This window comes from Acetobacter nitrogenifigens DSM 23921 = NBRC 105050, from assembly GCF_000429165.1.
In the GTDB taxonomy this organism is placed as follows: domain Bacteria; phylum Pseudomonadota; class Alphaproteobacteria; order Acetobacterales; family Acetobacteraceae; genus Acetobacter; species Acetobacter nitrogenifigens.
The window spans coordinates 1-24,320 of record NZ_AUBI01000003.1; the positions used below are offsets into that span (position 1 = coordinate 1).

The 24,320-nt window shown below is 61.7% G+C and carries 20 protein-coding genes and 1 tRNA gene; 11 read left to right on the forward strand and 10 right to left on the reverse strand.

What is annotated here, in order from left to right; genetic code table 11:
• Nucleotides 1–185: 185 nt before the first annotated feature.
• From G442_RS0104795 to G442_RS0104805, 3 genes are all read right to left on the reverse strand, one after another.
• Nucleotides 186–428, reverse strand: coding sequence for a hypothetical protein (locus G442_RS0104795; RefSeq protein ID WP_026397071.1), 243 nt, complete (start codon nucleotides 426–428; stop codon nucleotides 186–188).
• A 145-nt stretch (nucleotides 429–573) separates the two neighbouring features.
• Nucleotides 574–649: transfer RNA gene (locus tag G442_RS0104800), tRNA-Glu, on the reverse strand.
• 111 nt (nucleotides 650–760) lie between these two features.
• Nucleotides 761–1,069: a hypothetical protein gene (locus tag G442_RS0104805; protein WP_035376222.1), complete on the reverse strand. Its 309-nt coding sequence runs from the start codon at nucleotides 1,067–1,069 to the stop codon at nucleotides 761–763.
• A 47-nt stretch (nucleotides 1,070–1,116) separates the two neighbouring features.
• On the opposite strand from G442_RS0104805, the gene G442_RS0104810 reads away from it, so the two are divergent.
• Nucleotides 1,117–2,094: an RluA family pseudouridine synthase gene (locus tag G442_RS0104810; RefSeq protein ID WP_026397073.1), complete on the forward strand. Its 978-nt coding sequence runs from the start codon at nucleotides 1,117–1,119 to the stop codon at nucleotides 2,092–2,094.
• Nucleotides 2,095–2,341: 247 nt separating this feature from the next.
• Complete coding sequence (gene rpoH / locus G442_RS0104815) at nucleotides 2,342–3,223, forward strand: RNA polymerase sigma factor RpoH (protein ID WP_026397074.1); 882 nt, start codon at nucleotides 2,342–2,344, stop codon at nucleotides 3,221–3,223.
• Between the two features lie 36 nt (nucleotides 3,224–3,259).
• On the opposite strand, the gene G442_RS0104820 is transcribed toward rpoH, so the two are convergent.
• The gene (locus G442_RS0104820) at nucleotides 3,260–4,306 is read right to left on the reverse strand and encodes an aldo/keto reductase (protein ID WP_026397075.1); all 1,047 of its coding nucleotides are present in this window, start codon (nucleotides 4,304–4,306) and stop codon (nucleotides 3,260–3,262) included.
• Between the two features lie 378 nt (nucleotides 4,307–4,684).
• Between G442_RS0104820 and G442_RS0104825 the strand changes: the two genes are divergently transcribed.
• Both G442_RS0104825 and G442_RS0104830 read left to right on the forward strand, forming a co-directional pair.
• Nucleotides 4,685–7,009: a TonB-dependent receptor gene (locus tag G442_RS0104825; RefSeq protein WP_026397076.1), complete on the forward strand. Its 2,325-nt coding sequence runs from the start codon at nucleotides 4,685–4,687 to the stop codon at nucleotides 7,007–7,009.
• Complete coding sequence (locus tag G442_RS0104830; RefSeq protein WP_026397077.1) at nucleotides 6,996–7,643, forward strand: tetratricopeptide repeat protein; 648 nt, start codon at nucleotides 6,996–6,998, stop codon at nucleotides 7,641–7,643. Before G442_RS0104825 ends, G442_RS0104830 begins: the two co-directional genes overlap by 14 nt.
• Nucleotides 7,644–7,687: 44 nt before the next feature.
• Here G442_RS0104830 and G442_RS0104835 read toward each other — a convergent pair whose 3' ends face one another.
• From G442_RS0104835 to accD, 4 genes are all read right to left on the reverse strand, one after another.
• Nucleotides 7,688–9,199: a glycosyltransferase family protein gene (locus G442_RS0104835; RefSeq protein WP_026397078.1), complete on the reverse strand. Its 1,512-nt coding sequence runs from the start codon at nucleotides 9,197–9,199 to the stop codon at nucleotides 7,688–7,690.
• Nucleotides 9,200–9,307: 108 nt separating this feature from the next.
• Nucleotides 9,308–10,357 carry a hypothetical protein gene (locus tag G442_RS0104840; protein ID WP_026397079.1) on the reverse strand — a complete coding sequence of 350 codons (1,050 nt, stop codon included), beginning with the start codon at nucleotides 10,355–10,357 and terminating at the stop codon, nucleotides 9,308–9,310.
• A gap of 94 nt (nucleotides 10,358–10,451) precedes the next feature.
• Nucleotides 10,452–11,801: a bifunctional folylpolyglutamate synthase/dihydrofolate synthase gene (locus tag G442_RS0104845; protein ID WP_026397080.1), complete on the reverse strand. Its 1,350-nt coding sequence runs from the start codon at nucleotides 11,799–11,801 to the stop codon at nucleotides 10,452–10,454.
• A 166-nt stretch (nucleotides 11,802–11,967) separates the two neighbouring features.
• A complete protein-coding gene (gene accD / locus G442_RS20915; protein WP_051291943.1) occupies nucleotides 11,968–12,903 on the reverse strand; it encodes an acetyl-CoA carboxylase, carboxyltransferase subunit beta in 936 nt (311 codons plus the stop codon).
• 454 nt (nucleotides 12,904–13,357) lie between these two features.
• On the opposite strand from accD, the gene G442_RS0104860 reads away from it, so the two are divergent.
• The 4 genes from G442_RS0104860 (at nucleotide 13,358) to G442_RS0104875 (ending at nucleotide 18,445) form a co-directional block, all read left to right on the forward strand.
• The gene (locus G442_RS0104860; protein WP_026397081.1) at nucleotides 13,358–15,394 is read left to right on the forward strand and encodes an NAD(+) synthase; all 2,037 of its coding nucleotides are present in this window, start codon (nucleotides 13,358–13,360) and stop codon (nucleotides 15,392–15,394) included.
• A 136-nt stretch (nucleotides 15,395–15,530) separates the two neighbouring features.
• Nucleotides 15,531–16,106, forward strand: a complete 576-nt coding sequence (locus G442_RS0104865) for a hypothetical protein (RefSeq protein WP_026397082.1) — start codon at nucleotides 15,531–15,533, stop codon at nucleotides 16,104–16,106.
• 77 nt (nucleotides 16,107–16,183) lie between these two features.
• Nucleotides 16,184–16,669, forward strand: coding sequence for a T6SS effector amidase Tae4 family protein (locus G442_RS0104870; RefSeq protein ID WP_026397083.1), 486 nt, complete (start codon nucleotides 16,184–16,186; stop codon nucleotides 16,667–16,669).
• A gap of 468 nt (nucleotides 16,670–17,137) precedes the next feature.
• Nucleotides 17,138–18,445, forward strand: coding sequence for an autotransporter strand-loop-strand O-heptosyltransferase (locus G442_RS0104875; protein WP_035376223.1), 1,308 nt, complete (start codon nucleotides 17,138–17,140; stop codon nucleotides 18,443–18,445).
• 197 nt (nucleotides 18,446–18,642) lie between these two features.
• Here G442_RS0104875 and G442_RS0104880 read toward each other — a convergent pair whose 3' ends face one another.
• Together G442_RS0104880 and G442_RS25865 are read right to left on the reverse strand one after the other, a co-directional pair.
• Nucleotides 18,643–19,221: a hypothetical protein gene (locus G442_RS0104880; RefSeq protein WP_026397085.1), complete on the reverse strand. Its 579-nt coding sequence runs from the start codon at nucleotides 19,219–19,221 to the stop codon at nucleotides 18,643–18,645.
• Nucleotides 19,222–19,223: 2 nt separating this feature from the next.
• Nucleotides 19,224–19,751 carry an N-acetylmuramidase family protein gene (locus tag G442_RS25865; RefSeq protein WP_146882367.1) on the reverse strand — a complete coding sequence of 176 codons (528 nt, stop codon included), beginning with the start codon at nucleotides 19,749–19,751 and terminating at the stop codon, nucleotides 19,224–19,226.
• Between the two features lie 635 nt (nucleotides 19,752–20,386).
• Here G442_RS25865 and argS point away from each other — a divergent pair.
• Genes argS through G442_RS20920 form a run of 3 tightly spaced genes read left to right on the forward strand, consistent with a single transcriptional unit; the run spans nucleotide 20,387 to nucleotide 23,986 of the window.
• Nucleotides 20,387–22,174: an arginine--tRNA ligase gene (argS, locus tag G442_RS0104890; protein ID WP_026397087.1), complete on the forward strand. Its 1,788-nt coding sequence runs from the start codon at nucleotides 20,387–20,389 to the stop codon at nucleotides 22,172–22,174.
• Nucleotides 22,171–23,109 (forward strand): SPOR domain-containing protein, encoded by a 939-nt coding sequence (locus tag G442_RS0104895; RefSeq protein ID WP_026397088.1) that lies wholly within the window; start codon nucleotides 22,171–22,173, stop codon nucleotides 23,107–23,109. Before argS ends, G442_RS0104895 begins: the two co-directional genes overlap by 4 nt.
• Entirely contained in the window at nucleotides 23,084–23,986 is a 903-nt protein-coding gene (locus tag G442_RS20920) for a segregation and condensation protein A (protein WP_084440374.1), read from the forward strand. Before G442_RS0104895 ends, G442_RS20920 begins: the two co-directional genes overlap by 26 nt.
• Nucleotides 23,987–24,320: the final 334 nt, after the last annotated feature.

Consider the following 24,320-nt stretch of genomic DNA (forward strand, 5'->3'; position numbering starts at 1 on the left):
AAAATTCCGGTCCCCGGGAGGCTGCCAGCGTTTCGTCTCCGTCTTCTCCGCCGTCCGTAACCTCTTCGTCGCGCCCCGCTCCATCGACAACGCCCTCTCCCGGCACATCCAGCGGGTCAGGGCATTTGCCCAATGGAATAGCGCCACCGCGCTCCCCGCCTGAAAACGTTTGGACAGCGGGTAACTCAAAAAGCCAAAGTTAACGCGACAGCACCCGTGTCCTCAAACTGTCCGAGTTCCAGTTTGGCGGACGTCGTGTCCAGCCAGCGTCGGGCCAGCTTGGCCGAGGAGAAGGTCTGGTGGATTCTCTCGCCGCCTGCGATGCGCTTGCGGGCACGATACTGGCCCTTACCGCGATACTCGACGCCTGCGGGGAGGGGGCGGCCTGTCGCAGGATCGATTTTGGCAGAAGTGATTCGGTCTTTCATGGTGAGCCTCGCCTGGGCCCAGCATAGCCTTTTCATGGGCCCATTGGGACCATGTGCTTATCGTCTTTTTTTGGCAGTGGGCCCAAGGTGGGCCCAAAAACGGGCAATTGTTTCGCTCTATGGCTGCTAAGTCATTGAAAAAAATTGGCGTCCCATAGGGGATTCGAACCCCTGTTGCCGCCGTGAGAGGGCGGCGTCCTAGGCCTCTAGACGAATGGGACATTGGCCGTGGCGGGTTCTTAGTCGAACCCTGCGTCGGACACAAGCGGTCAGAAAAAAATATTCCTCGGGATGGAGGAGGGGGCGCTTTTTTGACGGGCGCATGATCGGCTTCAGGGCTGAATGCTCACCCGACCTGCCTCGCGCCCGTGGGGCACGTCCCACAGGATCACGCGATCCGGGCCGCCACCCGTGAGCTGTACGGCCAGGGTATCGGCGTCGCGCCAGGTGATTCCCGCGATATGGCTTCCTTCCGGTTCATGCAGCGAGGCGGAGAGGCTTTGGGCGCCGGCTGGCCTCGTGGGGTGCGACAGCCGATGCGCGACGACCACTAACAAAACTACAGTTCCAACGACGATCATCGCGCCCATGCCAATCACGGCGGCTAGAAGCCCTCGGTGCGCCACGCTACCCTGCTTCATCCCAGATACGCCTTTCCGTTCGATCAAGCGGCCTGTAGAGACCTTCCATGACCGTTTCAAGCCAAGATCTACGCACGCTGGTGGCCGCGGAGCAGCACGCCGGGGAGCGGATCGACCGGGCTCTCGCCGCAGCGTTCCCTGACCTGTCACGTTCACGGATCAAGGCGCTGATCGAAGCGGGCCATGTGACACGGGACGGGGCGCTGGTGCGCGAACCTGCCGACTCCCTTCGTATTGGCGCGACGCTGGTGCTGAGCGTTCCACCGCCCGTGTCCTCGACGCCTGAGCCGGAGAACATTTCCTTGCCGGTTTTATATGAGGATGCCGATCTGATCGTGATCGACAAACCCGCCGGGCTGGTCGTGCATCCTGCGCCGGGCAACGAGACCGGCACGCTCGTCAACGCGTTGCTGGCGCATTGCGGTGATTCCCTCTCGGGTATTGGCGGGGAACGGCGCCCCGGCATCGTGCACCGCCTCGATAAGGACACGTCCGGCGTTATGGTCGTGGCCAAGACGGAGCAGGCGCATGTCGCGCTGTCGAACGATTTCGCGGCGCGACGAATCGACCGGAAATACCTCGCTTTGTGCTGGGGCGTGCCGTCTCCGGGAAATGGCGATTACGAGGGCGCGATAGGCCGGGACAAGGCCGACCGCAAACGGATGGCGATCGTCGCAAGGGGAGGGAAGGAAGCTCTCACGCACTACAAGGTGCTGAAAAGCTTCAACGCCTGCGCGGCGTTGATGGAGTGTAAGCTGGCCACAGGCCGGACTCATCAAATACGCGTCCATTTTTCCGCCAACGGACATCCGCTGATTGGCGACCCTCTGTATCTGCGGCGCATTCCGGCAGTCGCCAAACGTTTGCCTGTCGAAACGCGCGATGCGGCGCTCGATTTTCCCAGGCAGGCGTTGCATGCGGCGCGACTGGGATTCGTTCATCCGCGCACAGGGGAAGCGCTGTTGTTCGAAACTATGCCGCCAGAAGACTTTCGGGCGCTTGAACTGCAGCTTGCAGAAAGTTAAGGAGTTGGATTTCTTGTAAATCTTGACTTTTTGGAGGCAGCGCCCTAGAAATCGGTGGTCTTTTCGACGCGCCGATGCGGCCGCCGGAATGGACGTTCCGGTCTCGTTCGCTCAACGGAGGGACGCAGACCGGGAACGATGTGTCCAGTCCCAGCGTGTCCCGATCACGCAGGCGCGTGTCCCCGACAGTCCCCTACGAAGTCGGTCTCCACGCCCTCGCTATCGGGAGAGAAAGGAGAATCCTACCATGGCGTCGTCCGCCCTTACAGTAGGTCCCGATACCAGCCTCTCTCAGTATCTGCAGGAAATCCGCAAGTATCCCCTGCTGACCCCGGAAGAGGAAACGTCGCTGTCCCGCCGCTGGCGCGACAACGGCGACGTGAAAGCCGCCCATAAACTCGTCACCTCGCACTTGCGTCTCGTCGCCAAGATCGCCCTCGGCTACCGCGGTTACGGCCTGCCGCTGAACGAACTAATCAGCGAAGGCAATGTCGGCATGATGCAGGCGGTGCGCCGCTTCGACCCGGAGCGTGGTTTCCGCCTCGCCACATACGCTATGTGGTGGATCCGCGCGGCGATTCAAGAATACATCCTTCACAGCTGGTCGCTGGTGAAGATCGGCACGACGTCGGCGCAGAAGAAGCTCTTCTTCAATCTGCGCCGCCTGAAAGGCCAGATGAAGGCCATAGACGAGGGCGATCTGCAGCCGGAGCAGGTGGACGCCATCGCCAAGGCGCTGGGCGTCCCCGAAGACGACGTGATCAACATGAACCGCCGCCTTGCTTCCGGCGACCACAGCCTGAACGCGCCTCTACGTGCCGATGCCGACGGGGAGTGGCAGGACTGGCTGGTCGACGACGCTGAGAGCCAGGAAGACACGCTCGCCGAGCACGAGGAATTCTCGGATCGAAAGGCGCTTCTGGTAAACGCGATGAGTGCGCTCAACGAACGGGAGAAGCGTATCTTCGAGGAAAGGCGTCTGAAGGACGACCCGAAGACCCTTGAAGAACTGGCGCAGCACTACGGCGTGTCGCGTGAGCGCGTTCGCCAGATTGAGACCCGCGCCTTCGAAAAGGTGCAGGCTCACATGAAGGCGGAAATCGAGGAGCGACGCGGGGCGGCGGCCTGAAAGGGCCGCCGGTGGCGTGTCGCTCTCGCGACTTCTTTAAGGAGCCGGGTTGCTGTGGACCTGATGGATGGCGTTGATCTTCGCCTCCAGTTCCGGCGTGATCGTCACATCGACCGATTCGAGAATCGTGCGAAGCTGGGCCACGCTGGTCGCCCCAATGATATTCGAGGTGACGAACGCCCGTGACGTCACGAACGCCAGCGCCAGTTGTGTCGGATCTATCCCCTCCTCTCGCGCCAGCGCGATATACGCTTCAATGGCGACGTCGACGCCCGGTTTTTCGTAGCGCTGGCCGCGATTGAACAGGGTCGTGCGCGCCCCCGCCGGTCTGGCGCCGTTCAGGTATTTTCCCGTCAGATACCCTTGCGCCAGAGGCGAATACGCCAGAAGCCCAACCTTTTCGCGGATCGCCATTTCTGCGAGCCCGATCTCGAAAGTCCGGTTGATCAGGTTGTAGGCGTTCTGGATCGACGCCACGCGAGGTGCGCCGCTTTTTGACGCCGCAATGAACTGCGACACGCCCCAGGCAGTCTCATTGGAAAGGCCGACGTGGCGAATTTTTCCCTGCGTGACCAGTTCTCCGAGCGCGCCCAGCGTTTCCTCGATCGGAACTTCGTCTTCCTTCGGCACGTCGCGGAACGTCGTGCCGCCGTCGCCGAACAGCCCGACTTTACGATCCGGCCAGTGCAGCTGGTACAGATCGATGTAATCGGTCCCAAGGCGACGCAGCGATCCTTCGATCGCGTAACGGATCTGAGCCGGCGTCAGCCGCGTCGGCTCTCCCTCCGGTCGGAACCACGGGTTCGTTCCGCGTCCTACCACCTTGCTGGCGATCACCAGTTTGTCGCGACCGCCTTTGGCCTTCAGCCAGCTGCCGATGATTGTCTCTGTTGCGCCATAGGTCTCTGCACGCGGCGGAATGGAGTAAAGTTCGGCGGTGTCGATAAAGTTGACGCCATGATCCAGCGCCATGTCGAGTTGTGCGTGGCCTTCGGCCTCAGTGTTCTGCTGCCCGAAGGTCATGGTGCCGAGGCATATCTCGCTCACCATGACGCCGGTGCGGCCGAGTTCACGTTGCTTCATGTCAATTTTTCCGCATAGCCAGTGATATCGGCAGTCGACCGGGCGGGGATGTCTGACTGCCGGAGGCAAGCAGTATCGCTTTCAATACAGCTGTGGCGCAAGTCATCGCTAGTTGCGGCCGCCAGGCGCTAGCCGGAGTTCGCCAGCGAAAGCCTGTCATTCACGAGGACTTCGTAACGCCTTCCGCACGGTTCGCTTCGGAGGCGGGCGACAGACCCATCCAACGTTCGCGGTCGGGCCGCATGCCGTCGGAGTTCCGGAGCGTTCTGGCATGCCCCGCAATGGCGATTGACATTCTGTAATGCGAACAGTAACGACTTAGATGATAATGATTATCATTCGTGACATTGTATGTCAATCGTACGGAATGCCTGACAAATGACTGTAAAAACAAAGGGATGTGTAGACGCTGTGATCGGCATGGCGTCCGGCACGGCTATCTGTAGCGTCGCCGTAATGATTGGCGCTCACGCCGCTGCGGCTGCGGACACACTTGAACACGACAAGAAAAAGAAGCGCCATCATTCAGCGGATATCGAGCAGGGCAAAGCTATTCCGGCGCATGAAGAAATAGACGTTGTTGGACAGTGGCAGCATCGTTCGCCAAAATTTACGGCGCCCTTGCTGGATACGCCAAAAAGCGTTTCGATTATCTCTCGTGAGTTACTCGACCAAACAGCATCCCATACGCTTGTAGACGCCTTGCGGAACGTGCCGGGCATCACGCTCGGGGCTGGTGAGGGAGGAAACCCGGTTGGTGATCGGCCCTTCCTGCGTGGTTTCGACGCCCAGTCCAGCACTTTCGTAGACGGATTACGCGACGTGGGCGCGCAGTCGCGCGAGACGTTCAATGTGGAAAGCGTAGAGGTCATCAAAGGCGATTCCGGCGCAATCAGCGGTCGCGCCGGGGCAGGTGGCTCCATCGTCATCGACAGCAAAATGCCCAAGCTCAAACAATCGATCGAAGCCAGTCTCGGTTTTGGAAACGCGGACTACAAACGCGGAACCTTCGACGGAAACTGGAGAGTTTCCGACACGGGCGCATTTCGCCTCAACCTCATGGGCGATGATGAGGGCAAGGCGGGCCGCGGCCCCTCCCACTACAGGCGTTACGGCGTGGCTCCCTCGCTCTCTTTCGGTCTTGGAACGCCGAACCGCATTACCCTCATGTATTATCACATGCAGAATGATGATCTTCCCGACGTAGGAATCCCCTACGACAATCCGACGTTCAACGCCCGAACGGACGGAACTGCGCGCGTCAGCGTCGCTGGCAGCGGCGCTCCGGTCAAGGTTCCGTTCAACACCTGGTATGGCCTTGAGAGCCGCGATTCCAATCAGGATGGAATCGATATGGGGACGCTGCGCCTTGAGCATGATTTCAGCAGTAACCTGCATATACGAAACACAACGCGCTATTCGGAAACGACGCAGAACGACGCCTGGACCATGCCGGACGACAGCCAGGGCAATATCTATTACGGATATGTCTATCGACGTTTGAACAGTCGCATATCGACATTTGACACCGCGACGAACCAGACTGATTTCTACGGCGTCTTTCATTTGCTGGGCTTCAGAAACCAGTTCTCGACGGGAACGGAATTCACGCGCGAGCAAGGCAAGAACGACACCTATACGGCCTATGTGAACGGCGTGAGCGTCACGTCGGGGACGAATTTTACGCATTGCGCGACTGCTCTGGCGTTTTCTACCCACACCTGCACGAGCCTGACCAATCCCAACGGGAATGATCTGTGGACCGGGCAATTGCGGCGCACGGGAAATCCAAACAGCACACGCATGGATACAAAAGCTGTTTACTTTACAGACACGATTACGTTCATGCCGCAACTTCTCGCCAATTTTGGCGTCCGACTGGATAACGTGCAGAGCACATACAGAGCATCGACCGGCGAGTACGGCCGTGGCGACAATCTGTTCACCTATCAGGGAGGGCTTGTCTATAAACCCGCCCGAAACGGCTCCATCTACGCCTCCTACGCAACGTCGGCGATCCCTCCGGGAAATTCCGTTGGGCAAGGTTCTGACGATATTTCTCTTGGGGCGGATCGTTCAGGAAACGTCGGCAACGTATTGAAGCCAGAAAAGGATCGTACGATCGAGGTTGGAACGAAATGGAACGTTCTTCACGATCGTCTGACGCTTACCGGTGCGTTGTTCCAGATCGATACAACGAATTTCAAAATAACTACAGCGACGGGCGGTATTTCGAACGGTGGTAGCAAGCGGACGCGCGGCGGCGAGGTTGGCGTGTCAGGAAACATCACTCGTGATTGGGCGATCACGGCGGGTTACAGCTATCTCGACGCGCGTCTGGTGCAGGCGGGCGGCAGCGGCAGTGCGGCAGGCGTTATGAACGGTCGTCGCGCGCCGAACGTGCCGGAGCACAGCCTGTCGATCTGGACGACCTATAATATAACACCGGCGTTTAAAGTTGGCGGCGGCGCCTACTACATGGGCAAGGTGTATGGAACAGATTCACCCACTGTCCCCAAATTCGTTCCCAGCTACTGGCGCTTCGACTTCATGGCCAGTTACCATTTCATGAAGCACTACGGCTTACAGCTTAATATTCAGAACATCGCCAACAAACGTTACTTCAATCAGGCGTATACGACGCATTACGCGATGCAGGCTGCTGGTCGCACTGCTTACGTCACCTTGAATGCCCACTTCTGAAGCCCAGGAAGTCCTGTTTGGCGACGTAGCCCGACAGGCCCGCTCCGGTGATCCGCAAGCGCAACTTGCATTGGGGCAAATGCTGCTCAACGGCGTGGGCGTTGCGCGCGACGAGAGCGCGGCGCTGCGCTGGTTTTTGGCCAGCGCGGCGCAAGGAACGCCGATGGCGTGCAACATGATCGGCAGGAGCTGTGAACTCGGCAAGGGTGTTGCGATCGACTTGCATACCGCAATGCTTTGGTATGAGCGCGCCGCCCGCGCAGGTTTGGACTGGGGGATGTATAATTTCGCCACGGGGCTGACTTTGGGGTGGGGCGGCGAGAAAGATCTTCCCGCCGCCCTCGCGTGGTACAGGCGTGCAGCTGCGCTGGGTCATTGTAAATCATTCAACATTATTGGCGGATTTTATGAAGATGGCTGGGCCGTCGCACGAGACCTGCGCCGCGCGCGCGCTTATTACGTACGCGCGGCGCGGTGCGGAGATTTTCGTGGCTGCTTCAACCTAGCCCGCTTTCTGCTTCAGGAAGGGCGCGACGCAGAGGCGGAGCGTTACGTAGCGATGGCGCGTCAGATGGGCACGAAAGAATTTCTCGAAAAAATGGATGCGTTTCTGGAGCGTCGCGTCAACGCGTAGCGAGTGGCGGGTGCGCCCGTTGACATCGGCGGACGGGTCGGCGTTTAGGGCGGCGGAGCCAGATACAGCCGGGATTGTCCATCTGGCGAAACATCGGCGGCGCGAAAGGTGTCGAGCACAGGCTGCAGGAGCCTCCGCTGACCCTGCTTTTCCGGCTCCGGGCGACCACGCCGCTGCGGCTGCTCGAACGTAGCCGGCAGCACGAACATGGCGAGCCGCCCACTCGCAAGCAACTGCCGGAACGCCGCATCCGAGCCGCCTCGCCGGACATATTCGGCGTAATTGAAGACGTCGATCTGATTGCTCTTTCCCGCCCAGTAGCAAAGCGCGTTCATATGGCAGGCCACGTCGCCGGGCTCATCATGAATCTTGGCGATGAACGTGTTCCATTCTGATGAAGATTGGCCAACGGAGGCGATAGCGGCGACGCCCCGCGGCAGAAGTACCGGCGCACCGATCAAAAACGGCGCAATCGCAAGAAGCAACAGGACGACGGCCCTGCGTTCTCTCCTGGCGTCGCCCGAAGGCGTTGCGGGAGGCGAGAGCGCTACGCCCGTCAGGATGGACAGGGCGACAAGCGCCTCGAACCATGCGTTCAGGGCGACGCCTTCGCCGCATCTCTGAAGTAGGGCTGACGCCACCGCGAAAATAGCTGCGCTGACCGCGAACGTTCGATGACGAAGCGGGGTCGCCCGCCGCGCCAGAGTCGTGGCGACAAGAGTGAGCGTCAGAATTTCGGATGTGCGCCGCATCCCGCGCAGGGCCAGTGACGGATCGACGACACGGGGATGTCGGAGCAGGGCGATCAGGAATTCCGGGCCATAAGCCGCTAAGCACACGCCGACGGCGAACAGAACGAATGCACTGGCGCTCGCTAGCCAGATAAACAGGCGTGTCTGCGCAGAGCGCCTGCCATCGGCTGTGCTCGATCCGAAGGCGTCGACGCCCAGTTGCATCGTTATGGCGAGGGGCCACGCGATAAGGTTGTGCTTCACCATCCCAGCCGTCACCATCAACGCCGCGGCTGCGATCAGCCGCCAGTTTCCGGCGCGGCCAAGGAAGATTGTGACCCCGCCGAGCATCAGCGCGATCCCCAGCCATTGCGGGTCGTTCATCGCGACGTAGTCGTGGCTGAAGGCTGACACGTAGAGCAGAGGCAGGAGGGCGGCGCACACAGCGCCGCGTGGCGTGGCGCCGCACCGACGGGCGATCACCGACGCCAGAAACGCCGATATAAACAGGGCGGCGAGGGCCACGATACGGCCCGCGACGATCATGTCGCCGTCGAGCCGCCCCAGTTCGCCGACGATCAGAAAAGAGAGAGGCGGGTAGTTGTTGAAGATCAGGCCGCCCGGAGCAGGGTAGAGCGGCCCGCCGCCAAGTCCGACGGCCCTGAGCGCCGCATAGGCGTTCCAACCCTCGTTGTAATTGATCGGAATATGCGTGGGCAGCGCAAGCACCGCTCCACCGATCATGACGATAATCGACAGTGCGGCGCCCAGCAGAAGCATGACGAACAGCGACCCGGAAAGGGATCGCGGTGGGGCTTCTGGCATGGGCTCGGCGTGCTCCGGTCAGCGGCTGGGCGGCGCCTGAGCGCCGGGATGGGCTCTTATGAACCCAGGGTCCGGGGGGAGCAATGTCGCGGCCCGTCTGCGTCGGGTTCAGAACGCATAAGCCAAACCGGTGCGAAGCTGGACGCCATTGCTCCAACTGCTCGGTTCATAGATGCAGCAGAGCGCATGCCGGTACAGGAGGTTCTGGCTTCTGCCAAAGGAGCGGTAACGGTATTCCGCCTCGATTGTCCAATGTAGCGCCGCCATCAGGCGATAATCGAAGCCGAGAGATGCTTCCCATTCGGGCCGGGGGCGCAGACGGAACGTGCCGTCCTGCCCGACGGCGTTCATGCGGGTTCCCACAAGTTCAGCCCAGCCGAGACGCCCCCGCACAACGAAAGCGTCGGTCAGCGCGTAATCGAGACGCACTGTGATCCCGGCCAGGAACCCTCCATAGGTTTCTGTCGATCCAGAGACCATATCGGAGCCGCCGACAGCGCGCCGCCAGGACCAGTAGCCGCCCTGCATCGCTGGCGTGATCATGAATCGATCCGTGACCATGATGCCCTTGCCGATCTCAAGCCTGGTGTCGGTGGTCAGGGAGCCGCTTGTGGAGTTGAAGGGGCTTATGGCGCCGGTTGCGAAAGATTGTGCTGAACCACGATACTTCACCGACCCGTCGCCGAACGCGAAATGTAGCGCGAGGAAGATGTGTTCGACTTCATACGTGTCGAACATCGCCGCCGCGTCCGCCTGAAAACCGGGAACCCACCCGTTTTCACGGTTGTACCCGGTGAACGGGCCTTGGTACAACCCCTTCTCCTTGTAGTTGTTCCACGCGCCCGTCATCGACAGGCCGATCTCCCGGTTCACCTGCACGACAGCTGGAATCCACGATCCATAGGCGCGTCGATGGACGGGCATGGGGCGATACGGCGTGATGTCGGGGCCGACGGCGACGTCGACCAGAGGCCGCACGTAGCCGGGGTTCTCTCCCATGGTCATCAGCATCCGGGCCATGTCGCGGTGGCGGAGTTCGTCTTCGCGCCGCTCGTCCAGAAACTGCGTCGTGTGGCTGGGAGCGAACTGGGCGAACGCAGCCTTGACCGGGGCCAAAGAACAGGCGGCGACGCCAAAACACAGAGCAATCTTGCGCACGCGCGCCTCGTTCTCATCATGGACCGAGCCGGATCGAATCTCCGGCGAGCGTTATGATGTAGTCGCGTGCGGTTAAGCTAATCTTGACGCGGGCTTATTCCGCCCGCCACCCGTCGAGCTTCAGCGTCTCTCCTGCGAGATAGAGGCTGCCGCATATCAGCACGCGCGCAGGCGGCTCCTTCGCCAGAGCGGCCAGCGCGGCGGAGATGGTCGGGCCGACGCGTGCGACGCCACCGCTGGCGGCGACGATATCTTCGACGGGCAGCGCCAGATGCTGTCCGGGCTCCGCGACCGCCCACAGCGTCGTCGCATGGCGGGCGACAGGCGCGAGGAAGCCCCGCGCGTCCTTGGTCTGCTTCATGCCGACAAGCACATGCAGCGGCCGATCGCTCCAGCGCTCGAGAAACGGAGCGAGAGCCTCGCCTGCGCCGGGATTGTGCCCGCCGTCGAGCCACAGTTCCCAGCCATCGGGCATGGACCTGGCCAGCGCGCCGTCGAGCCGCTGCATTCGTGCGGGCCAGCGAGCCCGCCCGACGCCCTCCCATGCCTGATCCGGAAGGCTCAGGCCGCTCGCGCGCAACGTCGCGACGGCGAGTCCGGCGTTGTCGGCCTGATGTTCGCCCGCCAGCGCAGGGGCGGGCAGGTCGAGCGCGCCCCTGTCGTCGCGATAGCGCAGCGCGCCCGAGGTTCCGGCAGCCTCCAGTAGCCATTCATGTCCCTGCCGCAAAAGCGGTGCGCCCCGCGCCGCCGCTTCATGTTCCAGCACGGCCATGACCTCGTCGCCATGACGCCCGGTGACGCAGGGAACGCCGGGCTTGATGATCCCGGCTTTTTCTCCTGCAATCGCGGTCAGCGTCGACCCGAGAAACGCCTCGTGGTCCATGGAAATGGACGTGATCGCGCATGCCGCCGGGCGCGTCAGCACGTTGGTCGCGTCGAAACGACCGCCGAGTCCGACCTCGATCACAGCAAGTTCGGCCGGATGGCGCGAAAACAGGAGAAAACCTGCAGCGGTCAGGACTTCGAACACCGTGATTGGGGCGCCGTCGTTGACCCGCTCGATCTCTTCCAGGACGGCGGTCAGTTCCTCTTCGCTCACCAGCTTTCCGGCGATGCGGAACCGTTCCGTCACGTCGATCAGATGCGGCGAGGTCATCACATGCACGCGCCATTCCGCCGCCTCGCCAATGGCGCGGAGATTGGCGCAGGTGCTGCCCTTGCCGTTGGTTCCTGCGACGTGGATCACTGGCGGAAGCCGTCGCTCCGGGTTGCCCAGACGTGTCAGCAGCGCCTCGAGACGACCGAGGGACAGGTCGATCAGCGCCGGGTACAGCCGGTTCAGCCGCTCGAGCACGACGCCGGTGCGTCCTGTGAACTCTGCGCCGAGTCCGCCGCCGGCGGGCTTTGTCGGAAGAGAAGCGGCTTGAGAGGGAGGCTGGGTCATCGGTCTTGTCCGCTTCCGGGTCCGTTCGTCGCCGCCGACTGCGGACGCGTCCAGTGATTGTCCATAGAGCGGCGAAAAATAGCCGGCGCGTCGTCTGGACCGTGCCACGTCCCCTACAGGCGGCGTGACGGCGTTCGCCCCCACTTTGCGTCTGTAGGACGAGCGCTCAGGCCGCCGTGCGCGCGGCTCCGCTTTCGGGCTGGGACGTCGCTCCGCCGGACGGCGCTCCTTCGGGGGCGGGCGACGCTTGTTCCGGCGTCTCGTTCGTCAGCAGACCGATCACCCGGCCCAGCGTAGCGCGCAGGTCGCGGCGTTCCACCACCATGTCCAGCATGCCATGCTCAAGCAGGTATTCGGAGCGCTGGAAGCCTTCCGGCAGCTTCTCGCGCACCGTGTCCTCGATCACGCGGGGGCCGGCGAAACCGATCAGCGCCTTGGGTTCAGCGATCTGCACGTCGCCCAGCATCGCAAAGGACGCGGTGACGCCGCCCGTGGTCGGGTCGGTGAGGACGACGATGTAGGGCAGGCCTGCATCCTTGAGCATCTGCACGGCTACGGTCGTGCGCGGCATCTGCATCAGGCTGATCAGACCCTCCTGCATGCGCGCGCCGCCGGACGCGGTGAACACGACCAGCGCTGAGCGCTGCAATACTGCGAGGCGCGCGGCGGCGAGGAACGCCTCGCCCAGCGCCGAGCCCATGGTGCCCGCCATGAATTCATAAGCCTGCACGGCGACCACGGCCGGATGTCCGGTGATCTTGCCGTGGGCCACCACCAGCGATTCATTGATGTGGGACTTCGCGCGCGCGTCCTTCAGACGGTCGGAGTAGCGCTTCTGGTCGCGGAAGCCGAGCGGGTCGTTCGGAACCTTCGGCAGTTCGATCAGCGTGTAGCTGTCCTTGTCGAACGTCCATTCCAGACGGTCCGCCGCCACAACCTTCATGTGGTGGCCGCAATGCGGGCAGACGTTCAGCGTACGCCGAAGTTCCTTGTTGAGCACCATCTGATGGCAGGAAGAGCAGTTGGTCCACAGATTATCGGGGACCTCGCGGTTGAGGAGCCCCCTGATCCGGGGGCGGACATAGGTGGTCAGCCAGCTCATGCCTGAACTCCATCTGCGGCCTCGTCGCCATAGCGGCGGCCGCGGCCTCAGCTTGTTAAATGTTTGGACGCTGTGTCCGGACGGCGTGAAGACCAAGCGACCGGGCGGCGCCCTGCGGGTGCGGCGCGGCCGCTCGTCGGCCACGCTCATCTGCGCGGGGGCAATTGCATAGCGTCGCTGTGGCGCGCTGCCAAGTAAGCGGTCGCCTGAAAAGGTTGGGCGGCGCCGATCCGACCTTTGCTCAGCGTGCGGCGCAGTCCCGTGTGGCCTTCGCCGTCACGAAAATGTTCGAAACACACGAAAGGAGGTGCATGCTTCCGCGCTGCCTCGCAGCGCGTCGGGCTCAGGGAGGCGACGTTTTGTCGGGCCGCACGGTCACGATATAATGGACGACACACTCAATCCCGCCGACCTCAACGTGCGGCGGGAGGCCAACTCCAGTGCGAGGCGCCCAATGCGGGACTTCCGATCCCTATATCGTCATGGCTTCGCCCGCGTCGCCGCCTGCACCCTGCCGGTGACGCTCGCTGATCCGCGCGCCAACGTCGCGCGCGTCATCGAAGCTGCGACGGAATGCGGAGACGCAGGCGCCGTTCTTGCGGTCTTCCCCGAGCTTGGCCTTTCTGGCTACGCGATCGACGACCTGCGGCAGCAGGACGTGTTGCTCGACGCGGTGGAGGAAGCGATCGCCAGCCTCGCCGCCGCGAGCGAAACATTGCTTCCGCTGCTGCTGGTCGGCGCCCCGCTGCGTCATCGGGACGCGCTGTATAACTGCGCCGTCGCGATCCATCGCGGTGAAATTCTCGGCGTCGTGCCGAAGTCCTTTCTGCCTAACTATCGCGAGTTCTACGAGGCGCGGCAATTCACGCCCGGGGCCGGGTTGCGCGGGGAGAGCATTCGCGTCGCTGGCGCGGAGGCGCCGTTCGGCTGCGACCTGCTGTTCGAGGCGAGCGACATCGCCGGTTTTCGCGTCGGCGTCGAAATTTGTGAAGACCTGTGGGTCGCGTTGCCCCCGAGCACGCACGCGGCGCTTGCCGGAGCTACGGTGCTGGCGAACCTATCCGCCAGCGATATCACCGTGGGCAAGGCGGACGAGCGTGACATGCTGTGCCTGTCGCAATCGGCGCGCTGTCACGCCGCCTATCTTTATGCGGCGGCGGGCGAGGGTGAATCGACAACCGACGTCGCGTGGGACGGGCAGGTCTCGATTTTCGAGAATGGGCGCAAATTGGCGGAAAGTGATCGCTTTCCGGCGGGCGCCCGGCTTGTCATGGCCGATATCGACCTCGACCTGCTACGGCAGGAACGCGCGCGCATGACGTCCTTCGCCCACAGCGCATCTGCTACGGGCGACGCAGGGTGGCGGCGGATCGTGCGCCGCTTTTCTCCTCCGTCGGGTGATCTGGGCTTGCGCCGCGTCGTGCCGCGCTTTCCCTTCGTGCCGGACGATCCGGCGCGATTGGCGCAGGACTGTTACGAGGCCTGCACCATACAGGTCGCGGCGCTCCGTCGCAGGATGGAGGCCAGCGGCGCAAAGACGATGGTCATCGGTGTGTCCGGCGGCCTCGATTCGACACAGGCGCTTCTGATCGCAGCCCGGGCCGCCGACGAACTGGGCGTCGGGCGGAAGTCGGTGCTGGCGTTCACGATGCCGGGGTTTGGCACTGGCGACGAGACGCGCGCCAATGCGCACGCCCTGATGAATGCGCTGGGCGTCACTGCGGAGGAACTGGAGATCCGATCTTCCGCGTTGCTGATGCTGGAGCAGATTGGCCACCCCTACGCAGACGGCGAACCGCTCTACGACATCACCTTCGAGAACGTTCAGGCCGGGCTGCGGACAGACTATCTTTTCCGGCTGGCGAACCGACACAACGGCATAGTGATCGGCACCGGGGATCTGTCCGAACTCGCGCTCGGCTGGTGCACCTACGGCGTCGGCGATCAAATGTCGCACTACAACGTCAATGGCGGCCTGCCGAAAACACTGATCCAGCACCTGATCCGCTGGTTCATCTCTTCCGGGCAGTTTAATGTGGAAGCGGCGGAGATTCTGCGCGCAATTCTCTCGACAGAAATTTCACCGGAATTGATCCCCGCAGGTGAAAATGGCGCGCAGAGCACTGAGGCGACCATTGGGCCATATGCGCTGCATGACTTCACGTTATTTCACGTCCTGCGTTACGGTTTTCGGCCATCGAAGATTGCGTTTCTGGCGGAGGCCGCGTGGCGCGACGCGTCGCGCGGGGCATGGCCGCCGGGATACCCCGAGGCTGATCGGCGCGAGTATGATCTGCCCGTTATCCGTCGCTGGCTTGGTGTCTTCCTGAGGCGGTTTTTCGCCACCAGCCAGTTCAAGCGCTCGGCCATGCCGAATGGCCCGAAGATTGTCGCAGGCGGAGCGCTGTCGCCGCGTGGAGACTGGCGCGCGCCGTCGGACGGGAACGCGCGGGCGTGGCTGGAAGAACTGGAGCGTGGCGTGCCGGAATGAAGCGCGCATAATAAGTTACAGGATTCGAAGAATACAAATTTGATATCTTATATTATTTGAAAAAACTTTGGACGCCTGGCGGCGCCAGGACTCTTTTTGCTGTGTTTTGAAATGTGGCGCAGTCTTGGGGGGCTTGATGCGTCGTCTTGTTTTTCTGGTCGCCATTTTTGTTCTGCACCTGTCGTCCGTCGCGCACGCGCAGCTTCCGACCAGTGTGTCCGTTACTTCGGGTTCTGGCGTTTCCGCGAAAACATTGTCGCGTATTGATAACAGCGGCGGGACGATGCTGGTCTTCAAAGTTGGCGACGAAAGCGAGGCGTTGACGGTTCAGGGCGAGGCGTTTGACGCGCTGCTTGGAAAGATGATCGCGCAACGGGCTTTACCGGACAGTTTTTCCGTAAGACTGGCGGGTTCCCGGACGGCTTTGATCCGCCAGTTGCAGGACGAATTGCAGCGCCCGGACGCCAACTGGAATGTCGATACAGGGCAGCCCAGGCACGGCGCGTTGCCGGACGTTTTGATGGGAGAGTTGAACTCTGTCCTGAAAAAATCGCCCGTAGCGAGCGCATTTGCGCATCATGGATATGTTCTGACTGTCGAAGGTCTCGAGCATATAGAGGAAGATCCCGGAAGCTTCCCCAGGCCACACGTTCGTGTGCCAACGGATATTCTTGTGATGGAAATCACTGCAGGCAAGGAGGCGGGTAAATGACGCGCCGTGCGCTTCCTTCTTTTGACAGGCTGGTCGCCAATTACCCGTATCGGTAAACAGTGCTCGCGTTGAAGCGTATGATCGGCGGGGCCGCCGATGACACGACTGCCCCGTCGAGCGATCAGTGGCTTGGAGGTGCGTCTGGCGACACCTGCATCCTACGTATGAGCCATGCTTTCAAATACAGCGGGGCTCACATTCCGCAACCCGCCCAACACATGGTGACGGTCCGTGGCGCAGATCGTCTACGATACGGATTTCGGGCGAGGGAGTTCGACGCCCGGGTGCGATCCTCTGATGGGCCGCCGGATATTGAGGTGAAAGGCAAGTCGGTTTCTCGCGAGAAATTTCGGGGGAAAGTGGGTTTCATCAGTTTTGATATTACGTTTGGCCTCACCCCTGACGGCCGGACGCGCGCTACGGGTCATATCGACCCGTGGGATGGGGTGACCTTTTTTGATGAGATAAACGGCATCAGTCGCCCTGATCGGAATTTTTTCAATGTCGCCGACGGGATGGCGCTACGGCTCGCGCCAGGGAAAGCCAATATGCCACGGTTCTGATGAGCCGGTAGAGGTCGATAGTTTGCCGTTTTTTGCGTCGCGTTTTTTCGATTTTCAGCGGGTGTCGAGCCAATATCGTTTGACAAAGTCGTTGTTCTTGATGGGTGTTTTTATTTCTTCGGGGTCGGTTTTTTTTGCGCTCACGAAGCCTGCAGTAGTAATCAAATTCACCCTAATCCATGTGTCTGAGCGTATGTTTGGAAATTCACGCTGGGGGACGAGTGTGCCCGGTTCGGGCTGCTTCCGACGTGTATTTCCGGGTGTCGGCGCGCGCCGCCTTGACGACCGTGAGCGCCGAGGGCGCGCGTTGGGTCGCTGCCAGCGTGAATTTCCAAACAGGCTCGAAGGGCGGCGTGACGCGTCCGCGAGACGTAAATAAACTCAAGCCCGGACCGTTTCTTAGGGTTTTGTTTTCTATTTTGTCCACATTTTGGGGCGTTGGATCAAATCCTCAAAGTGAATGGGTCTATGTCTGGGGCTGCTCATCCTGAACACTCATCGGCCGCCGATGATACGGTCGCGACGGACGATAACACGGCGTTTGGCGTAACTTCAGCGTCGATCAGGCCCTATCCAGATCCGGCATCCCGGCCGACGCAGGAAGGACCATCCGGCGTTCGGTTCGATTTCAACGTCGGCTGTCGTGTAGCCGTGCCTCATCCTGAAAGCGGAGACTGGCGTGTTCAACTGCGGGATCTGAATACGGGCAACATTCTTTTCGATCAGACGGGTATTAAGGGCGCTACGATCCATTCCAGTAAGCGCTGGTTCGTGCGCTTTGGCGTGACTGTGTGGAAAAGCGGGCGTGAGGGAGGTCCGGGAGAGGAAGTTTTTCGTCACGAATACGATGCGCGGGGAAAGAGCGTTCTGGTCCAGTTTCCAATCGGAACGCTTGGCGACACGCTTGCCTGGATGCCTTACGCGGCGCGCTTCGCCGAGGCGCACGGCGCGAAGGTCACGTGTGGATTGTCCTCTTTGATCGCACCGCTTTTTCGTGACGCATATCCTGATATCGACTTTGTTACGCATGAAGAAATCGTCGAAAAAAATCTCGCCGAGACGTTCTATGCAACCTATAGTCTGGGGTTGTTTTTTGACGATGCGGACTGCAACCACCAGCCCACAGATTTCAGGTTTGTCGGCTTGCATCGAACCGCAGGTTATATTCTCGGCGTTCCTCCGGGAGAACACCCGGCGCGGATAGTGTTTCCAGACGAAGGGCGTCCGATTGAAGAGCCTTATGTGTGTATAGCCGTGCAGGCGTCTTCTCAGTGTAAATACTGGAACAACCCGAGTGGCTGGCTGGACGTCGTCACCCATCTCAAGGCGCACGGATATCGCGTCGTTTGTATAGACCAGAAAAAAGTGCATGGAACCGGCATCGTCTGGAATCACATTCCATTTGGGGCGGAAGACCAGACCGGCGACCGGCCTTTGGCAGAGCGCGCCCGGTGGCTGAAACATGCTGATTTTTTTATAGGCAACAGTTCAGGGCTGGCGTGGCTCGCCTGGTCGGCAGGCTGCCCTGTCGTTCTGATTTCCGGCTTCACGCATCCGACCAATGAATTCCACACGCCCTATCGCATCATCAACTGGCATACGTGCAATTCCTGCTGGAACGACCCGCGGGAACGGTTCGATCACAAGGACTTCCTTTGGTGTCCAAAACACAAGGACACGTCGCGGCAGTTTGAGTGCACACGATTGATCACCAGCGAGATGGTGATTGGGCAGGTGGACGAAGCCATACGCGACGTGCGCGGAGATTCGCCCTGATCAAAAAAACCGTCAGGGGACGGTCGATCAGTTATGCAGTTGTTTTTCGTATCTAGCCCGCCAAGATCCGCTATGTTCGGGGCCCTCGCCCTAGCCGTGTTCAGGCGACACACACACTCTCTCTCTGTAGAGTGATCTGTCATTCAGATTTTTTGCGGAAAGTTTTAAAGGAAGATCTGGAGCTGCTTGCGGCAGGACTACTTTCCAATCAGTTTCCGCATCGAGGGAATGGTCGTGGCGCCTGCGTCGCTTGCCCTGCTGCTTGCCTGAGAGTCGATCGTCATGTCGCCGGTTGAAAGGTCTGCTGACACGACGACGGGTTCACGAACGTCAGCATTTGGAGAAGATGCTGAATAGATTGCTCCGAGCTTCAGCGTCGAGCCGCCGTTGCCGCCGACTACGCCTATAGCTTCCAGCTTTTGGCAGGTTTCGGCTTCGAAATCGCCCGCCCCGATCGTTTCCAGCCGACCGACATGGCCATTTTGGGGATCGAGCCATGTGAGTAGGCATGGGCCTCGATCATCACCCTTCCAGTTCTGCGTTTCGGAGTAAAGATATCCGACCGTCTGTCCCGCCGCGTTAATGGCGTAGAATTGGGCGTCTTTGCTTGGTTTGAACGATGACCTGTCAGCTGCGGGTAGAACCCCGGAATAGGCCTTTGCGTCGCTTGCTGTCATCGTGGCGATTGGCGCTGCGTGTAGCGGGGTGCGCGACAGCAGAAGACATATGCTCGCAGTCGCGGACGTGCGCAGGAAACTGTTCCGAAAAGAGTGCATGATCAGGCCCTCAAGGCGATAAGGTAGTTTTTCTCGAGCTTCGCGTCATACCGGTTTTCGGCATATTTGGGGCCATTGTAGCGGCGCGCAAAAGTCGTCCAGTGTTTATTGACAATAGATGTTTGCAATACTGCGTCTTCGCGGATGAAGCAGACAAAGGCGTCAGCCTGTTTGTTGATGTCTGCCATGTTTGTTACGAACTGTTCAACCGAGGAGCACCCGGCCGCCCGAAAATTTGCTCCCATGATCTGAAAGGCGCCCCACGATGCGGATTGCAACGCCGCATCGCGGTCCAACTTCAGGGCTTTTTCGAGACGGCCGTATTGCGCGCTGAACTTCCCGTAACCGCCTGCTGTTTTGTTCGAGATATCCGGTGCGACGGCGTCAAAGCGGCCATGCGTGAGTTTGTGGAAGTAGTGACGTTCAAACAGGATCGTCGGGCGGCCCTGAGCATCGAATGGCTGGCGGGATGTCTCGGTCATAACCACAGCCTTGATGGCGGCTACTTCGCAGCCGATATTTTGCGCCATCTGGGTATATTTCTCTGGACTGATCGTAGCGCCCGATGTCGCTTTGGGGAGGGCGTAGTCAGCGTCGTCGCTATTTGTCGGAGTGTAGGGAGGGGACGCAACCGGGATGCGGCGTGGCCGAAGAAAGGCGCCGCCCACTTTGTTCAATGCGTTGATGGTAGGTCCATTGGCGGCGATCAGGCCGTCTGGATGAGCAAGGTGGGCGTGAGTCGACTGGAACTCCCTGATCGCGGAGCAGGTCAACGCGCCGCAAAATCCATCCGTAGCAAGCCTGTTGCGGTTCGAGGGAATATAATTGAGCAATATTTGCACAGCTCTGACATCGTTGCGTAAATTCACGCCATGTTCGCCAACTGATGCAGATAGTCTCAATGTCCTGCTCCCGAAATATATCGCACGCACGATAGCATCCGGTACAATGCCGCGGGAGTGATCAGGAAAAATTTTTAGACGAAAATTTGCTGACGAAGCCGTCTGACTAGTCTTTAAGCGGGGCTGTCGCTCTTCGGCGTGTTCCCCGGGGCCGCCATGTCCCCCCTCTCATCCCCCGTCGCATTTCGTCGCGTTGCGCTGTATGACGGCATCCGCTTTGCCGTCCGTCTGGCGGCGAGAGCGCAGGGAGGGAGCCCTTACGCATGTCCGATTGTCTGTTCCACCGCTACCGCGCGCATGTCCTCGACGTGCTGCGACGCGTCGCGCCCGAGGTGGGCGATGACGTCCTCGCCCGCGTGGAACTGACGCCGACGCGCGATCCCGCTCATGGGGACATGGCGACCAACGCGGCGCTTCTGGCTTCGAAGGCCGCCCGACGCAAGCCTGCGGACATCGCGAAGGATCTGGCGGCGGCGCTGGCAGAAATCGACGGCGTGGCGCGAGCGGAGGCCGCCGGGCCGGGCTTTGTGAACCTGACGCTGGACCATGCCGTGCTGCAGAGCGTCGTGCCGTCCGTGCTGCGCGCGGGCGAAGGTTTCGGCGATTCACGCGTTGGCGGTGGAGAGCGGGTGAACGTCGAGTACGTTTCGTGCAACCCGACGGGGCCGATTCATGTTGGTCATTGCCGTGGCGCCGTGGTCGGCGACGCGTTGGCGAACCTGCTGCGCAAGGCTGGCTACGCCGTCACCAAGGAATTTTACATTAACGACGCCGGCGCGCAGGTCGCCGCGTTGGCCTGGGCTGCTTACTGGCGGTATCTGGAGGTCATCGGGACAACGATGACTGAAGAGGAATATGACGCCGTAGTCCCCGGCGGCCTGCAATATCGCGGCGATTACCTGATCCCCATTGGCCAGGCTCTGGCGGAGGCGCACGGGACCAGCCTTGCGGAAGACGGCGCGCGTCCTGCCGCGCCGGAGCGCTGGTTCGATCTGGTGAAGGCCTTCGCCATCGCCCAGATGATGGCCGGAATTCGCGAAGATCTTGAGCTTCTTGGCGTGCGCCATGACGTCTTCACGTCCGAAGCCAAGGTGCTGGCGGATGGCGTGACTGATCGCGCGATAGGCGTTCTGGAAACGAAGGGTCTGCTCTACGAAGGCGTGCTGGAGCCGCCGAAGGGCAAGCTGCCGGACGATTGGGAGGCGCGGCCGCAGACGCTTTTCCGTTCAACGGATTATGGCGACGACGTGGATCGTCCGCTTCGCAAGTCGGACGGATCGAACACCTATTTCGCCAATGATATCGGCTACCATCTCGACAAGGTGGAACGCGGCGACGCGACGCTGATCGACGTGCTCGGCGCGGATCACGGCGGCTATGTCAGCCGCATGAAGGCCGCCGTCAGCGCGTTGACCGACCGGCGCGTGGCGCTTGACGTGCTGCTTTGCCAGATCGTGCACATCGTGCGCGACGGGCAGCCGGTGAAGATGTCCAAGCGCGCAGGAACCTTCGTGACGCTGCGCGATCTGCTGGACGAAGTTGGACGCGACGCGGTGCGCTTCACCATGCTGACGCGCAAGAGCGACGCACAGATGGAGTTCGATCTGGACGCAGTCGTCGCGCAGACGCGCGACAATCCGGTGTTCTACGTTCAATATGCGCACGCCCGCTGCCGCTCTGTCCTGCGTGCTGCGGAAGAAATGCTGGGGGCGGAGGCGGTGACGCCTGTGGCGCTTGAGGCCGCTGATCTCGCCAGTCTGACGGCGGACGCCGAGGTCGCCCTGATCCGTCGCATCGCAAGCTGGCCGCGTACGGTAGAGGGCGCTGCGCAGGCGCACGAACCGCACCGTATAGCGTTCTATCTTGGCGACCTTGCCGCCGACTTCCACACGTTGTGGAATCGTGGGCGCGACGACGCCGCGCTACGCTTCCTGCAGGCGGACGAGCCGGAGGCGACGCGCGCGCGCCTGGCTCTGGTCGCGGCGACGGCGATGGCGATTCGCTCGGGGCTGGCGGTTCTGGGCGTCGAACCGGTGGAGGAGATGCGATGACAGACCGCGACGACACGCCGCCAGATCCGCACGAAGATCGGCTGAACCGTGCGCGCGAGCGTATGGCGACCGATTACGAGGACGCACCGCCTCCGCGCCGGTCTGGCGGCAAGCTGGCGCTGGGCGCGCTGCTGGCGGGCGACGCGAACACACGTCGCCTGACCTACGGCGTCGCCGGGTTGGGCGGGCTGCTGGTGCTTGGCATCGGCGGTTGGTCCCTGCTGGGTCATCATCAGGGAGGCATTCCTGTTCTTGGCCCGCCGCCGGGACCGGTGCGTGAAAAGCCAGCTGATCCGGGCGGCATGCAACTCGATGGCGTGATGGCGCCTGCCGAAACGCCAGAGGGCGCCACCCACCTGGCGCCGGGGCCGGAGCAGCCGGACCCGGCGGCGCTGGCCGCACGTTATGGAGGGAAGGCCGCGGCTTCTGAAGAGCCGCCCGCCGCCGCTCCTGCGCCAGCGTCCGCTCCGGACGCTGCTTCGGCTCCGGCGAAGGACACCCCGTCGCAGGCCGCGCCAAAGGCGACCGACGCATCGCCGTCGCCTACGCCTGCTGCGCCTCCTTCGACCGTAACCGCCAAGCCGTTGCCGGATACGGCGACGACACAAACGAGCCACGCCGATCAAGCTGACGCACCGCCGGTCCAGTCGAAAGCGCCGCCCGAGGAAACCGCCAAACCGGTTGCAAGCGGACCGTACGGCGTGCAACTGGCCGCGCTCGACTCCGAAGCGAACGCCCGCAAGGAGTGGGATCGCGCAAGAGCGACCGCGCCCGACCTGTTCGCCGGTCATACGCCCGAGATCGAGAAGGTGACCAACAAGACCGCGATCTTTTTCCGCTTGCGGATGCGTGGCTTCGACAGCATGGCCGCAGCTCAGTCCTTCTGCGAGAAGCTGCGCGGACACGGGCATGCCTGCAATCCGATCCGCCCCTGAGGACACAGCCTCGGACGGGGTTGGGGCAGATGACGATGCGCGCAGCAGGGGCGCTGGGGTCGTGACCGGTTCCGCCGGGGCGCAAGCGGCTGAGGCGGCCGGGGAGGATGCTGACGGGCTCCCGCGTTCTCCGGTGTTGCGGCTGGAGGGGTTCGAGGGACCGCTGGACCTGCTGCTCGATCTGGCGCGGGCGCAGAAGGTGGACCTCGCCCGTATTTCGATCCTGCAACTGGTTGAGCAGTATCTGGCGGTCGTCGAATCCGCACGATCAATTCGTCTCGAACTGGCGGCTGATTGGCTGGTGATGGCGGCCTGGCTGGCGTGGCTCAAGTCGCGTCTGCTGCTGCCGCCAGAGGATGGCCCCGACGAGGAGGCGGAGGACGCGGCAGAACTGCTGGCGGCGCGGCTGGAGGAACTGGCCCGTATCGGCGCCGCCGCAAGCTGGCTGGCGGAGCGGCCTCAACTCGGTCGCGACGTGTTCGCACGCGGGGAAGCCGAGTCCCTGATCGAGATTGATCGGTCCGGGCTCGTCCTCGACGTGCCGCAACTGATGCGGGCTTACCTCGCAGCGATCCGCCGCTCGTCCCGCACGCGGGTCTATACGCCGCGCGCGATCCGCTTCTGGACGGTGCAGGATGCGCTTTCCAGACTGAAGCGCCTGCTGGGCGACACGCCGCCGGGCTGGAGTTCGCTTGACGCCTATCTTCCCGACCTGCCCACCTCGGGCGATGAAATCGAGAGCATGAGAATACGACGCGCGGCCATGGCCGGAACCCTGATCGCCGGGCTTGAACTGGCCAAGAGCGGGACGCTGGAACTGCGTCAGGACGAGGCGTTCGGACGAATCATGTTGCGTCCGCAGGAGGGTGGAGCGTGAGCGGGGCCGATGAAACTATGGGCGCCGACGACGCGCGCTGCGATGACGCTGCGCAAAAAGCCGCGATGACGCTGTCCGGCGCGGGCGAGACGGGCGCTGCGAAGGCGGCAGGGTCCGCCACAGACGTATCAGTGGGCGCTGAGTTCGAATCTGACATGCGGCAATCTTACGCCTCCGCGACACAGGAGTTCGAAGCAGGCGCTTCGGAGGCTGATGCTCCCGAAGCTGATGACGCTGGAGCCGGCGCACTGGCGGAGGTAGGCGCCGACGTCGCTATTTCTGCGGCTGAAATACGTGACGCCGAGAGCGCGCAAACAGACGGTTTCGTGTCTGA

Bases quoted from the DNA above. Each gene is read 5' to 3' on its own strand.
- G442_RS0104795 (WP_026397071.1), bottom strand. From the start codon at position 428: ATGAAAGACCGAATCACTTCTGCCAAAATCGATCCTGCGACAGGCCGC.
- G442_RS0104805 (WP_035376222.1), bottom strand. From the start codon at position 1,069: ATGAAGCAGGGTAGCGTGGCGCACCGAGGGCTTCTAGCCGCCGTGATT.
- G442_RS0104810 (WP_026397073.1), top strand. From the start codon at position 1,117: ATGACCGTTTCAAGCCAAGATCTACGCACGCTGGTGGCCGCGGAGCAG.
- rpoH (WP_026397074.1), top strand. From the start codon at position 2,342: ATGGCGTCGTCCGCCCTTACAGTAGGTCCCGATACCAGCCTCTCTCAG.
- G442_RS0104820 (WP_026397075.1), bottom strand. From the start codon at position 4,306: ATGAAGCAACGTGAACTCGGCCGCACCGGCGTCATGGTGAGCGAGATA.
- G442_RS0104825 (WP_026397076.1), top strand. From the start codon at position 4,685: ATGACTGTAAAAACAAAGGGATGTGTAGACGCTGTGATCGGCATGGCG.
- G442_RS0104830 (WP_026397077.1), top strand. From the start codon at position 6,996: ATGCCCACTTCTGAAGCCCAGGAAGTCCTGTTTGGCGACGTAGCCCGA.
- G442_RS0104835 (WP_026397078.1), bottom strand. From the start codon at position 9,199: ATGCCAGAAGCCCCACCGCGATCCCTTTCCGGGTCGCTGTTCGTCATG.
- G442_RS0104845 (WP_026397080.1), bottom strand. From the start codon at position 11,801: ATGACCCAGCCTCCCTCTCAAGCCGCTTCTCTTCCGACAAAGCCCGCC.
- accD (WP_051291943.1), bottom strand. From the start codon at position 12,903: ATGAGCTGGCTGACCACCTATGTCCGCCCCCGGATCAGGGGGCTCCTC.
- G442_RS0104860 (WP_026397081.1), top strand. From the start codon at position 13,358: ATGCGGGACTTCCGATCCCTATATCGTCATGGCTTCGCCCGCGTCGCC.
- G442_RS0104865 (WP_026397082.1), top strand. From the start codon at position 15,531: ATGCGTCGTCTTGTTTTTCTGGTCGCCATTTTTGTTCTGCACCTGTCG.
- G442_RS0104870 (WP_026397083.1), top strand. From the start codon at position 16,184: ATGATCGGCGGGGCCGCCGATGACACGACTGCCCCGTCGAGCGATCAG.
- G442_RS0104875 (WP_035376223.1), top strand. From the start codon at position 17,138: ATGTCTGGGGCTGCTCATCCTGAACACTCATCGGCCGCCGATGATACG.
- G442_RS0104880 (WP_026397085.1), bottom strand. From the start codon at position 19,221: ATGCACTCTTTTCGGAACAGTTTCCTGCGCACGTCCGCGACTGCGAGC.
- G442_RS25865 (WP_146882367.1), bottom strand. From the start codon at position 19,751: ATGGCGCAAAATATCGGCTGCGAAGTAGCCGCCATCAAGGCTGTGGTT.
- argS (WP_026397087.1), top strand. From the start codon at position 20,387: ATGTCCGATTGTCTGTTCCACCGCTACCGCGCGCATGTCCTCGACGTG.
- G442_RS0104895 (WP_026397088.1), top strand. From the start codon at position 22,171: ATGACAGACCGCGACGACACGCCGCCAGATCCGCACGAAGATCGGCTG.
- G442_RS20920 (WP_084440374.1), top strand. From the start codon at position 23,084: ATGCCTGCAATCCGATCCGCCCCTGAGGACACAGCCTCGGACGGGGTT.